The organism is Pseudomonas sp. BF-RE-22 (assembly GCF_019956155.1).
In the GTDB taxonomy this organism is placed as follows: domain Bacteria; phylum Pseudomonadota; class Gammaproteobacteria; order Pseudomonadales; family Pseudomonadaceae; genus Aquipseudomonas; species Aquipseudomonas migulae.
Genome location: NZ_JAHBDD010000015.1, coordinates 31677 through 44512, shown reverse-complemented (window position 1 = coordinate 44512; position 12836 = coordinate 31677). Strand labels below are relative to the sequence as shown.

11 protein-coding genes are annotated in these 12836 nt (G+C 60.0%); 5 read left to right on the top strand and 6 right to left on the bottom strand.

What is annotated here, in order from left to right; all coding sequences use genetic code 11:
* Positions 1-71: 71 nt before the first annotated feature.
* The 4 genes from KGA82_RS10390 to KGA82_RS10375 form a co-directional block, all read right to left on the bottom strand.
* Positions 72-2123 (bottom strand): putative bifunctional diguanylate cyclase/phosphodiesterase, encoded by a 2052-nt coding sequence (locus KGA82_RS10390; RefSeq protein WP_223450283.1) that lies wholly within the window; start codon positions 2121-2123, stop codon positions 72-74.
* A gap of 959 nt (positions 2124-3082) precedes the next feature.
* Entirely contained in the window at positions 3083-3679 is a 597-nt protein-coding gene (locus KGA82_RS10385) for a superoxide dismutase (RefSeq protein ID WP_008034365.1), read from the bottom strand.
* A gap of 175 nt (positions 3680-3854) precedes the next feature.
* Positions 3855-4457, bottom strand: coding sequence for a LysE/ArgO family amino acid transporter (locus KGA82_RS10380; protein ID WP_223450282.1), 603 nt, complete (start codon positions 4455-4457; stop codon positions 3855-3857).
* A 5-nt stretch (positions 4458-4462) separates the two neighbouring features.
* On the bottom strand, positions 4463-4864 hold the full coding sequence (locus tag KGA82_RS10375; RefSeq protein WP_192228598.1) for an ACT domain-containing protein: 402 nt from the start codon (positions 4862-4864) through the stop codon (positions 4463-4465).
* Between the two features lie 96 nt (positions 4865-4960).
* On the opposite strand from KGA82_RS10375, the gene KGA82_RS10370 reads away from it, so the two are divergent.
* The 4 genes from KGA82_RS10370 (at position 4961) to KGA82_RS10355 (ending at position 8853) form a co-directional block, all read left to right on the top strand.
* Positions 4961-5854, top strand: coding sequence for a LysR family transcriptional regulator ArgP (locus KGA82_RS10370; protein ID WP_008034351.1), 894 nt, complete (start codon positions 4961-4963; stop codon positions 5852-5854).
* 54 nt (positions 5855-5908) lie between these two features.
* Positions 5909-6901, top strand: coding sequence for an NAD-dependent epimerase/dehydratase family protein (locus KGA82_RS10365; protein WP_223450281.1), 993 nt, complete (start codon positions 5909-5911; stop codon positions 6899-6901).
* 108 nt (positions 6902-7009) lie between these two features.
* Positions 7010-7885, top strand: a complete 876-nt coding sequence (locus KGA82_RS10360) for an ATPase (RefSeq protein WP_223450280.1) — start codon at positions 7010-7012, stop codon at positions 7883-7885.
* Positions 7886-8004: 119 nt separating this feature from the next.
* Complete coding sequence (locus tag KGA82_RS10355) at positions 8005-8853, top strand: cache domain-containing protein (RefSeq protein WP_008034341.1); 849 nt, start codon at positions 8005-8007, stop codon at positions 8851-8853.
* 107 nt (positions 8854-8960) lie between these two features.
* Here KGA82_RS10355 and KGA82_RS10350 read toward each other — a convergent pair whose 3' ends face one another.
* Both KGA82_RS10350 and pobA read right to left on the bottom strand, forming a co-directional pair.
* A complete protein-coding gene (locus tag KGA82_RS10350) occupies positions 8961-10478 on the bottom strand; it encodes an MDR family MFS transporter (RefSeq protein WP_008042013.1) in 1518 nt (505 codons plus the stop codon).
* 79 nt (positions 10479-10557) lie between these two features.
* Positions 10558-11742 carry a 4-hydroxybenzoate 3-monooxygenase gene (pobA, locus tag KGA82_RS10345; protein WP_223450301.1) on the bottom strand — a complete coding sequence of 395 codons (1185 nt, stop codon included), beginning with the start codon at positions 11740-11742 and terminating at the stop codon, positions 10558-10560.
* 188 nt (positions 11743-11930) lie between these two features.
* Between pobA and KGA82_RS10340 the strand changes: the two genes are divergently transcribed.
* Positions 11931-12827: a helix-turn-helix domain-containing protein gene (locus KGA82_RS10340; protein ID WP_008042009.1), complete on the top strand. Its 897-nt coding sequence runs from the start codon at positions 11931-11933 to the stop codon at positions 12825-12827.
* The last annotated feature ends 9 nt before the right edge of the window (positions 12828-12836 follow it).

The window sequence follows — 12836 nt, the reverse complement described above, 5'->3', positions numbered from 1 at the left end:
ATAACGCGTGCAGACTGAAAGAATGCGTCGCCTTGGAGTTCATCGCGAGCAGGCTCGCTCCTACAGGAACCCTACAAAATAGCCGCGTTGCTGCGCTGGGCCTGCTTGAGATAGGCGCCCAGTTCTCGCGCCGGCAGTGGCTTGCTGTAAAAGTAGCCCTGACCTTCGTGACAGCCTTCGGAAATGATGTAGGCCTCTTGCTCGATGGTTTCCACCCCCTCTGCAATGACCTGCATGCCAAGGCTCTTGCCCAACTGGATGATGGCCCGAACGATGGTTGCATCGTCGTCGTCATCGAGCAGGTCTTGTACGAAGCTCTTGTCGATCTTGATCTTGTCCAGCGGCAGGCTTTTCAGGTAACTCAGCGATGAGTAACCGGTGCCGAAGTCGTCGATGGCGATCAACGCACCGGAGCGACGCAGGCTCAGCAGGTGCTGGGCGGCGGTGCTGATGTCTTCCATCAGGCCGGTTTCGGTGACTTCCAGCTCCAGGCTGCGCGGTGGCAGGCGGTACATTTGCAGCAGGTTATTGACCACCCGCGGCAGCTCGGCGTGGTGCAACTGCACCGTGGACAGGTTCACCGCCATGCGCAGGTCGGTGAAGCCCTGGTCATGCCAGTCGCGCAATTGTTTACAGGCCTGATCCAGCACCCATTCGCCAATGGCAATGATGGTGCCGTTCTGCTCGGCCAGCGGGATGAACAGGTCCGGCGGCACCAGCCCGTGTTCGGGATGTTGCCAGCGAATCAATGCTTCGACGCCCACCACCCGATGATCGCGGTAGCTGATCTGCGGCTGGTAGACGAGGTAGAACTGGTCGCGGATCAACGCGTCGCGCAGGTCCTTTTCCAGTTCGCGACGGCGACGCATCTCGGTGTCGACACTGGCGATATAGAACTGGTAGCGGTTGCGCGAGCGAGTCTTGGCCAGGGTCATGGTCTGCTCGGCTTTTTGCAGCAGCTTCTCGGTGCTGTCGCCATCCTCGGGGAACAGGGTGATGCCGATGGTGGCGCGCAGGCGAATCTCTTGATGATCGAGGGCGAATGCCGCTTCCAGGTCATCGAGAATGCTTTGCGCCAGTTCGGCGGCTTCGTAGGGTTGTTCGATATCGGCCTGAACCAGAGCGAACTGATCGCCGCCCAGTCGGGCGAGGGCGCCAAGGCGACCGCTGTGGCCCCGCAGGCGATCAGCCAGCGCCAGCAGCAGTTGGTCACCGGTCTGATAGCTGAATTGTTCGTTGATGCCCTTGAAGTCATCGAGGCCGACACACAACACCGCGACCCGGCGTTGCAGTTTGCCGGCGTCGACGAGGATCTTGTCCAGTTGCTGTTGCAATTGCTGGCGGTTCGGCAGGCCGGTGAGGAAGTCGTACTGGGCCATGCGCAGCAGGCTGTTTTCCGCTTCGTGGCGCAGGTGGGTGTTGCGCTCGATGGACTCGAGCAACTGGTTGGCGGTGTTGATCCAGATGCCCAGTTCGTTTTTCTCGTGGCCCCTGAGCTGTGGAATCTTGTGCTCGCTGGGGCGGTCCGGGTTGATTTCGGTCAGGTGCTCGATGATCCGCGACAGCGGTTTGGTCAGCAGCCAGTGGTAGACCAGATACAGCACCAGCCCCATGGCGAGGGCGCGCAATACCCCGGAAATGAAGATGATCACCGAGCTGACGATGAACCCTTGTCCATAGGTGGCGGTGTCGAGGGTGATGCTCAGGTCGCCGTAGTACTCGCTGTACGGGCCGCGACCCACCAGTTGAGTGGTGAAGGTGCGTTCCTTGCCGAGGATCAGGTCGGTCAGCCAGCGGCTGCTGGATTGCTGCAACTCGCGGGATTTTTGCGCCAGCATGGCTTCATTGGGGTGGCCGATGGAGGCCTGGCGGACGGCGTCGTCCTGAAACAGGCCTTCAATCACTTGCATGCCCATTTCTCGGTCCAGGCTGTAGACGGCCTGGGTCGAGGGGTCGCGGAACATGTCGAGGATGCGCTGGGCATCGCCTGCCACGGCCTGGCGTGTTTTATAGGCATCGAAAACGATCTGCGCGCAGCTCAAGACCACGCCGACGATCAATGCCGACAGGAGCACGACCCGGAGCAACTTCACCGACAAGCTGTTCTTGAGTTCCAGCTTCAAAGAGTCATTCCTTGTTCCGTGCAGGTAGCATCAAGTTGCCATGAGTATTGGCAATCCGGTGATGGCAGTCAAAGGGACAATCAAACACAGGGGAATTTGCCTGTGGGTTGGCCGAAATGCTGTTGCCTGGAGTATTTGCCCTATTAGTACTGTGTCGGTAGTCGAGTCCTTCAACTTGAGGGGGATTTGGACTTATTTTCCATTTGGTTGATGGTAGACGTCTGTGGCGTTGGGGCAAGGGGCTTAACGCTTGTTTCATTGTCTGAAATCACCCATCTGCAACACCTCGATCTCTTGTAGGAGCCGGCTTGCTGGCGATGGCGGCCTCATGGCGGACCATTTTCTTTCGGGTGTACATATCCATTCCTGCGGTAACGGCCGCTTATGGTTTCGCCCTTACGGCGACTCACTTTTCCAAACGCCGAAAAGTAAGCAAAAGGCTTCGCCCCAGCGTCCGGCCCCTCGCTTAGGCTCGGCGTTCCCTCGCTCCGGTCCTGCTCCGTGGGCCCGCCGCCATCGGCCATCCATGGCCGGGGGCGGCTAGCCCGGCATCCATGCCGGGCTGCCCACTGCGCAGAACCTCCACTCGGCCTCCCGAAGGGGCGCTCAGATCAAAAGCTGAAGGCGAGCTAACGCTCGGCCTGATGAGTGGTGAGAAGCGGCTGGGCGCCGACCTGCTTTTGTAGGAGCCGGCTTGCCGGCGATGGCGTCCTGACAACCGACCTGTTTTCACGGCTGTACCCACCCCCTGTAGGAGCCGGCTTGCTGGCGATGGCGTCCTGACAACCGACCTGTTTTCACGGCTGTACCCGGACTTTGTAGGAGCCAGCTTGCTACGGGCGGTGTTCCGACGATGGCGTCAGAACTACCGACCCGTTCTACGGGAACACCTGGCTTTGTACGTTTCCAGACCCATAAAAAAACCCGGCAAAAGCCGGGTTTTTTGACTGGCGTCGAGCTTAAGCGGTGAAGGTTTTGCCTTCGAACTGCTCAGCCACGAATTTCCAGTTGACCAGGTTCCAGAACGCTTCGACGTATTTCGGACGAACGTTGCGGTAGTCGATGTAGTAAGCGTGTTCCCAGACGTCGCAGGTCAGCAGCGGGGTGTCGCCGTTGGTCAGCGGGTTGCCGGCGCCGATGGTGCTGGCCAGGGCCAGGGAACCGTCAGCCTTTTTCACCAGCCAGCCCCAACCGGAACCGAAGGTGCCGATGGAAGTCTTGCTGAATTCTTCCTTGAACTTGTCGAACGAACCGAAGGAAGCATTGATGGCTTCAGCCAGTGCGCCGGTTGGTTGACCGCCGGCGTTTGGCGCCAGGCAGTTCCAGTAGAAAGTGTGGTTCCAGACTTGAGCGGCGTTGTTGAAGATACCGCCCGAGGAAGACTTGACGATCTCTTCCAGGGTCTTGCCTTCGAACTCGGTGCCTGGCACCAGGTTGTTCAGGTTCACGACGTAGGTGTTGTGGTGCTTGTCGTGGTGGTACTCCAAGGTTTCCTTGGAAATGTGCGGCTGCAGGGCATCGTGTGCGTAAGGCAGCGGCGGCAATTCGAAAGCCATGATGATTCTCCTAATCAGGTCAGTTGCGGTGAGCGCAAGGCCGATCACGGGCGGCCAGACAAGCGCCGGGGAGTTTGTACTCTTTGCGGCGCATCGAACCGGATCATAGCACCGGGGGTGCGGCATAACCACGCAACAACTGTGTGGAATAGAGGTTCCAGAGCCATTTGGAATATCAGGTAGCGATGATCAGTTGGCCGGCTACAGCGAACATCATGATGGCCACCAACAAATCAAGGATCCGCCATGTACTTGGCCGAGCCAGCCATGGCGCCAACCATGCGGCGCCCAGCGCCAACGTGAAAAACCAAAGCAGCGAAGCGCTGGCCGCGCCGACAACGTAAGCCCCGGGCTCGGTTTGTTGCGCACCGAGAGAGCCAATCAGTAAAACGGTATCCAGATAAACATGCGGGTTGAGCAAGGTCACCGCCAGGGCGCTGAGCATCACCGCGCGCAGTGAGCGTACCGTCAGGTTTTCACCCTGTTGCAGGCTTTGCTTCGAGCAGGCCCGGCGCAGCGCAAGGCTGCCGTACCACAGCAGAAACGCCGCGCCGCCCCAGCGAGCGATAGCCAGCAATGTCGGGTTTTGTGCAAGTACGGTCGCCAGACCGAATACACCGGCCGCCACCAGCAACGCGTCGCAGGTCACGCAGAGCGCTGCCACCGGCAGGTGATGTTCACGTCGCAGGCTCTGGGCCAGCACAAACGCGTTCTGAGTGCCGATCGCCATGATCAGCCCCGCGGCCACCAACAGGCCGTTCACATAGCTTTGCCACATAAGTTTTACTCCGCGTTGGCTGCCAGATCCCGCAACACTTGCAGGGCGCGTTCGGCATCGGCCTGGCCGACGAATAAATGATCGTGGTAGTAACCGGCGATCACGTTGCAACTGATCCCGGCCTGGCCCAGCGCGGTGGCGAACGCGGCGGTCAGGCCGACGGCTTCCAGGGCCGAGTGCACGTTGAGGGTGATCCAGGCTGCGACGTAGTCGAAGCTGAAACCGGCCCGTTCTGCGTGGGAACGTTCCAGAATCACCGTCAGACCTTCCTGCTCGCGAAAGCTGCCGACAATCTCAAGGTTCGATGGCAATTGACCGTCCCGCAGGGTGCAGAACACGTATTCGCCAGCGTTGAGTTGCGGGCTCATGCTGCGTAGCAGTGTTGCCAGTGAAGTTTCGCCAGCCATGTCGGTAATCCTTGTTCAAGAGTTCTTGCCGCGCATTCTCTGCTGCTAACCTGTATAAGAAAAATCAATCATGCTGATCGCTCATTAGGAAAACTGATGTTCGACTATAAATTGCTTTCTGCGTTGGCCGCCGTGATCGAGCAGGCCGGTTTTGAACGTGCCGCAAAGGTGCTCGGCTTGTCGCAATCGGCGATCTCCCAGCGCATCAAACTGCTGGAAGCGCGGGTCGGCCAACCGGTGCTGGTGCGGATGGCGCGACCGGCGCCGACGGAAATCGGCCGGCGTTTGCTCAACCATGTGCAGCAGGTGCGCTTGCTGGAGCGGGACTTGCAAACGCTGGTGCCGGCGCTGGATGAAGAAGGCTTGCCGGAACGTCTGCGCATCGCACTGAACGCTGACAGCCTTGCCACCTGGTGGGCCGAGGCGGTCGGTGACTTTTGTGCCGAGCAACATTTGCTGCTCGACCTGGTGGTCGAAGACCAGACCGTCGGCCTCAAACGCATGCGTGCAGGCGAAGTGGCGGCGTGTGTCTGTGCCAGCGAACGTCCGGTGGCGGGTGCGCGCAGCGTCCTGTTGGGCGCCATGCGTTATCGCGCGCTGGCCAGCCCGGCGTTCATCGCCCGGCATTTTCCGCATGGCGTTCGCGCCGATCAGTTGTCGAAAACGCCGGCGCTGGTCTTTGGCCCGGACGATTTCCTACAGCATCGCTACCTCGCGTCCCTCGGCGTAGACGGCGGTTTCGAACACCATTTATGCCCGTCATCCGAAGGCTTCATTCGCCTGACGGAAGCCGGTCTCGGCTGGGGACTGGTGCCGGAATTGCAGGTGCGCGAGCAACTTGAGCGCGGCGTTCTGGTGGAGCTTTTGCCAGATAAGCCCATCGATGTGCCGCTGTACTGGCATCATTGGCGCAATGGCGGTCAGTTGCTGGGGTTGCTGACCGATCAATTGGTGCGCTCGTCGAAGCAATGGCTGGTGCCGTTGACCTGACCGGCAGCGTCAAGACCTCACGCACTACGCAAAACGAAATATTCGGAGCACTACATGAAGATTCTGGTCACCGGCGCAAGCGGCTTCATCGGCGGGCGCTTTGCGCGTTTCGCCCTGGAGCAGGGCCTGGACGTGCGGGTCAACGGTCGCCGGGCCGAAAGCGTCGAACATCTGGTGCGCCGTGGCGCCGAGTTCATTGCGGGCGACTTGAGTGACCCGCAACTGGCGCGCGATCTGTGTTCCGATGTCGAAGCCGTGGTGCATTGCGCCGGTGCTGTCGGCGTGTGGGGACGTTATCAGGACTTTCATCAAGGCAACGTGCAGGTCACCGAAAACGTGGTCGAAGCCTGCTTGAAGCAACGTGTGCGGCGACTGGTGCATTTGTCCTCGCCGTCGATCTACTTCGACGGCCGCGATCACCTCGGATTGACCGAAGAACAGGTGCCCAAGCGCTTCAAGCATCCCTACGCCGCGACCAAATTCCTGGCCGAGCAAAAGGTCTTCGGCGCCCAGGAGTTCGGCCTCGAAACCCTGGCCCTGCGCCCGCGTTTCGTGACCGGTGCCGGTGACATGAGCATCTTCCCGCGACTGCTGAACATGCAACGCAAAGGTCGCCTGGCAATCATCGGAAACGGTTTGAACAAGGTTGATTTCACCAGCGTGCAAAACCTCAACGAAGCGTTGCTCAGCAGCTTGCTGGCCGGCGGTTCGGCGTTGGGCAAGGCCTACAACATCAGCAACGGCACGCCGATTCCGTTGTGGGACGTGGTCAATTACGTCATGCGCAAAATGGACGTCCCACAGGTGACCCGCTACCGTTCCTACGGGTTGGCCTACGCCGTGGCGGCGCTCAACGAGGGTGCGTGCAAGCTGTGGCCGGGTCGCCCCGAGCCGACCCTGTCGCGCTTGGGCATGCAAGTGATGAACAAAAATTTCACCCTGGACATCAGCCGCGCGCGGCATTATCTGGACTACGACCCGAAGGTCAGTCTCTGGACTGCGCTCGATGAGTTCTGCGGCTGGTGGAAGGCTCAGGACATTCACTGACAAACCCCGTTACTGAACGCAGAGTGGGGTTCAGGGTCAATCGATGCGGCTGACGGGTTTATACTTCGCCCCATCAAGCCATCACCGCGTTCCACAAAGGTTGACTCAATGTCCATGCGTAACGATGCCAACGACGACTTCGACGATGTACCGAGCCTGCGTGCCGACAGCCTCGACGACGATGATTTTGTACCCACCGCCCGCACCGCCGTGCATTCGCGCACGCCGCCGGTGGTCAAGGTCAGGGCGGCCAGCACCGGTCCGTTGTGGGCGCTGGTCGGTGCCTTGTTCTTTGCGTTCGCTGGCCTTGCGTGGTGGAGCTTTCAGCAGATCTCGCTGATGGAACAGCAACTGGTGGCGACCCAGGAAAGTTTCGCGCGTATCAGTGAGGATGCGGCGGGACGCTTGCAGGACATTTCCGGCAAGGTGGTCGCCAGTCAGACCAACGTCACCAGCGACAGCGAAGCGCTGAAACTGCAAATCAGGCAGCTGGAAAGCAAACTCCAGGACCAGAGCAAACAGCAGCAGGGCGTTGCCGGCCAGACGTCGGACCTGGACAAGCGTCTGGCGCAAATGACTGCGCAAACCGCCGATCTGGACAAGCGCCTGGCGCAAGCCACCGCCCAGAACACCGAGCACCAGACCGTCAACACGCAATTGCAGGCCCAGGTCAAAGCCCTGAGCAGCGAACTGGCCGCCCTGAAAAGCGCCCCGGCGGATACTGAAAAATTCGAAGCCCAGCTAAAAAGCCTCGGCGCCGACATCACTGCGCTGAAAAAACAAGGCAACCCGAGCGCCGCCATCGAACGTCTGGAACAAGACCTGATCGTGCTCAAAAGCGAACAGGACAACCGCCCGGCCGCCGCGTCAGGCCCGTCCAGTACCGCCGAGTTCGACGCCTTCCGTAGCCAGGTCACCCGCAACATCAACACCCTTCAGGCGCAGATTCAGAATTTGCAGCAACAGTTGCGGGCCAGGCCTTGAGGCTGAAGGCGCGGTAATGCACTGCAATACCATTTTGCAGACTGCGGTTCGCTGAATATCCATACATACCCCATTGCCGTCTACGCTCTTCAAACACCGAAGAGAACGAGGGATGCGCAATGGGGTTTTTGCACAGGTTGGCCCTGCTGGGCGGGATGCTGTTGCTGTGCCTGGGGCAGGCGCAAGCCGCCGGGACCGAGAAGGACGACAGCCAGGCCGCCATCGCCTTGCTGGAAAAAGCCCTGGCCTATTACCACGACAATGGCGACAAGGCATTCGCGGCCTTCAGTCGTCAGGGCGAGTTTGTCGACAAGGACCGCTACGTGTTCGTGCTCGATACCAAAGGCGTGATGCTCGCCAGCGGTGGGCCTTCTTCGGCGTTGATCGGACGTGATGTATCGGATGTGCTCGGGCCGGATTTGCAGAAGGCTTTCAAGGACGCGTTGAAAGTGCCGGAGGGCAATGGCATTCAGCAAGCGGAGTATCGCTGGCAGAACTGGTCCGACGGCAAGGTCGAACGCAAGCATGTGTTCTACCAACGGGTCGGCCAGCGGATTCTGGCGGTGGGTTACTACTTGCCACGGGCGTCGGCGGAGCAGGCGATGGCGTTGCTGAACAAAGCGGCGACCGATCTGGCCAAGGACGAGAAGGGCACGCTCACGTCGATCAACTCGCTCAAGGGCGGTTATTTGCAGGATGACTTGTATGTGTTCGTCGTCAACCTGGATACCCAGCGTTACGTCGCCCACGGTACAAATCTGCGCTTGATCAATACCGATTTCGGCAAGATCAAGGACCCTGAAGGCAAACCGGTCGGCGAGCCGATCCTGGCGTTGATGGCCGGGCAGGATTATGGCGAATACGCGTATCGGTGGAAAAACCCCGTGACCGGCAAGGTCGAGGACAAGCATGCGTACCTGAAGAAGGTCGGGCATTTTCTGGTGGCTGTGGGGTATTACAGCCCTTGAATTTCTATCACATGGGATGACGTCTTCGCGGGCAAGCCTCGCTCCTACAGGTTTGCATGGCTCTTGTAGGAGCGAGGCTTGCCCGCGAAGGCCGCGACTCGGTTCAACTACCGAGCCTTGTCTTCCCGCCCACGCAACACCCGGTTCGGCATGGCAATCGCCGCCGCCAACCCAAGCAACGACACCGCCGCACTGACCATCAACAAATGCCGGAAGGTCAGCAGCAGTTCGGCGCGCAAGGCGTTCTGCGCATCCCCCGGCGCGGCGTTCAGGCCGTCCAGCAAAACGTTCCCGGAGCTGCCCTCGGCAATCAGCGTCGAACCGGCCAGATGGGCGAAACTCGAGTCTTGCAGCAATGCCAGCAACAACGCCGACATCAACGCCACGCCCACCGCGCCGCCCAGGGAGCGGAACAGGTTGGTTGTGCTGGTCGCCACACCGATGTCCCGTTGTTCCACCGAGTTCTGCGTCCCGACCAATGACGTCGGGAACTGCATGCCGGAGGCGATCCCGCTGAGCACCATGAACAGACTGCTGAGCACCACCGCCTGTGGCGGACTGAACGCCATCCCGAGGATTGAGATCGGCATGAGGAGGGCGCCCGCGAGAATCATCGGTTTATAGCGCCCGGTCACCGAGGTTCGGCGCCCGGCGAAATACGCGCCGATCGGCAAACCCATGGCCAGTGGCAACAGGTGCAGCGCGGCACTGTCAGCCCCGGCGCCGGTCACGCTCTGGAAGCGCAACGGCATCAGCACAATCAACGAAATCGCCTGGAAACTGGTGAAGAAAATCGTGCACCAGCACAGGATCGCATTGCGGTTGGCGAACAGGTGCATCGGCAGCAACGGCTCCCGTGCACGGCGCTCATGCCCGACGAACAACGCCAGGACCACCACCGCACAACCCAGCAAACCCAGCACCTCGGCGCTGCGCCACGAATGCCCCTGGCCGACCTGAGTAATGCCGAGCAACAAGGCGGTCAAACCGATGATCATCAACACGGTGCCGAGGTAATCGATGATCGGTTTGCGCTGCGGCACCGGCAGTCCGACCAAGGTGTGACGGGCGACCAGCCAGGCGCCAAGGCCCAGCGGCAGGTTGATCAGGAACACCCAGCGCCAGGACAGGTATTCGGTCATGTAACCGCCGAGCACCGGGCCGGCGACGCTGGCCACCGCGTACATGCTGCTGAAATAGCCTTGATAACGACCGCGTTCGCGAGGCGGCACGATGTCGCCGATGATCGCCTGGCTGACCGAAATCATCCCGCCGGCGCCAATGCCCTGAAGAATCCGCGCCAGCACCAGTTGCTCCATGCTCTGGGCCATGCCGCAGAAGAACGAAGCAATCGTGAACAGCCCCATGCCGAACAGCATCAACTTGCGCCGACCGTACAGGTCGCCGAGTTTGCCGTAGATCGGCACGGCCACAGTCATCGCCACCATGTAGCCGGAAATCACCCAGGCCAGCAGGCTGACGTCCTTGAACTGCGCGGAGATGGCGGGCATCGATACAGCGACGATCGTCTGATCCAGCGCCCCGAGAAAGATGGCCAGCATCAGGGCGATCAGCACGCTCCGGATGGCCGGTTTGGGCGTTTCAGGCTGGTTGAGATTGGTCACGGGAGAACCTGCGGGCAGTGAGGGTCCCGCAGGAGGCAAGGGCGAGCGGGGATGCTCGCCAGTGTAAGTCGGTAGCAGGCTATTCGATAGCCTCATACGGAAGTCCGACGTAATTTTCTGCAATGGTTTTCCGACCCGCTTCGGAGCTGACGAAGTAGTCCAGCTCCGACGCGCTGATGCGCTGGCTGAACGCATCGTGATCGTCAAAGCGGTGCAACATCGAGGTCATCCACCAGGAAAATCGTTCGGCTTTCCAGACCCTGCGCAGGCAGACCTCGGAGTATTTCTCCAGCAAATCGACACGGCCTTCGCGGTAAACCTTCAGCAGGATATTGAACAACGTACTGACGTCGCTGGCCGCCAGGTTCAGGCCTTTGGCGCCGGTCGGCGGGACGATGTGCGCGGCGTCGCCGACCAGAAACATCCGCCCGTATTGCATCGGTTCGACCACGAAACTGCGCAACGGCGCGATGCTTTTTTCGATGGACGGCCCGGTCACCAAAGACTCGGCCAGCGCAGCAGGCAGACGGGATTTGAGCTCATCCCAGAAACGTTGATCGGACCAATTCTCGACAGCCTCGTCGGCGGGCACCTGAAGGTAATACCGGGTGCGAGTCGCCGAGCGCATGCTGCACAGGGCAAAACCGCGTTCGTGACGGGCGTAGACCAACTCATCGTGAACCGGTGGTGTGTCGGCAAGAATCCCCAGCCAGCCGAACGGATAAACCCGTTCGAACACCTTCAGGTTGTCGGCGGGAATCGATTGCCGCGCTACACCATGGAAACCGTCGCAACCGGCGATGTAGTCGCAATCGAGCCGATACGTTTCGCCGTCCTTTTCGAACGTCACGAACGTTTCATCGGTTTTCATGCCGTGAGGCACGACGTTGCCGGCTTCATAGATCGTCTGCGCGCCGGCCTCCCGACGAGCGGCCATCAGGTCGCGAGTGACCTCGGTTTGCCCGTAGATCATCACGGTTTTGCCCCCGGTCAGGGCGTGCAGATCGATGTGCACCTGGCGCCCGTCGAGGGCCAGTTCGAAGCCGCCGTGAACCAGTCCTTCGGCGTCCATGCGCTGGCCGACGCCGGCCTGACGCAGCAGCTCTACCATGCCTTGTTCGAGGACACCGGCACGGATTCGCCCGAGCACATAGTCCGGGGTCTGGCGTTCGAGAATGAGGGTGTCGATACCGGCGTTGTGCAGCAATTGGCCGAGCAGCAAACCGGAGGGGCCGGCGCCAATGATGGCGACTTGGGTTTTCAGTGTTTTCATTGTTTTTATGACTCGCAAGCTCCACACGACCTGCGTCGGTGAATTATTTTTATGGATCGAGTGCTTGCATTTTTCACTTGCGGGTCTGTCAATTGAAGGTGAAAACTGAGCCGATAGCTGTACTTTCTGCCAATCGGTGCGATTATCGCCCGTCACTTCCCGAGGCCTGGATTGAAGTTATGAACAAGCCTGCCCTGCCTTCGATACCGGTGTTCAAGCTCTACGGTGAAAGCCTGGACTGGCCGACCCCGGACTTGCTGCACTGTGAAACCATTTCCAAACGCAGCCGCGAACACCAGTGGGAAATCAAACCCCATCGCCACGCCGATTTATGCCAATTACTCTTCGTGTTCAAAGGTCAGGCAGAGCTTGAAATCGAAGGCAAACGTACGCAATTGGGCGAACCGGCGATCCTGGTTCTGCCGCCATTGTCGGTGCACGGTTATCGTTTTTCCGAGGATGTCGAAGGCTTTGTCGTGACCCTCGCCGCGCCGCTGGTCGCCCATCTTCAGGCGCAACTGGGCAACTCGGTGAATGCTCTGGCCCAGGCCGAAAGTTATCCGGCCGGCAACGACAGCGAGTACCTCAACAGCCTGTTTTCTGCGCTGCAAACCGAATACACCGGCCATCAACCGGCCCGGGAAATGCTCATGCATTCGCTGGTCAGCGTGATCATGGTGTGGGTCAGCCGGCAGGCGCTGCAGCGTCGCTCGGCCAGTCAGCGTCCGCAGCGTGCGCGGGAATACCTCAACGGGTTTATCCAACTGGTGGAAGAGACGTATCGCCAGCACGTCAAGGTTGAAGACCTGGCGCATCGGCTGGGGATTTCGGTGTCGCACCTCAACGGCACGTGCCGTGAATTGGCGGGACAACCGGCGTTGCAGATCATGCACGAGCGGCAATTGCTGGAGGCCAAGCGTTTGCTGACCTACACCAGCATGACCATTTATGAAATGTCCGATGTGTTGGGGTTTTCCGATCCGACCAACTTCACGCGCCTGTTCCGGCGTCGTGTGGGGATCTCACCCAAGGCGTTCCGCGACCGCTTGAAGGCCGATCAGGACAACGAGGCCTGATCCCCTTCA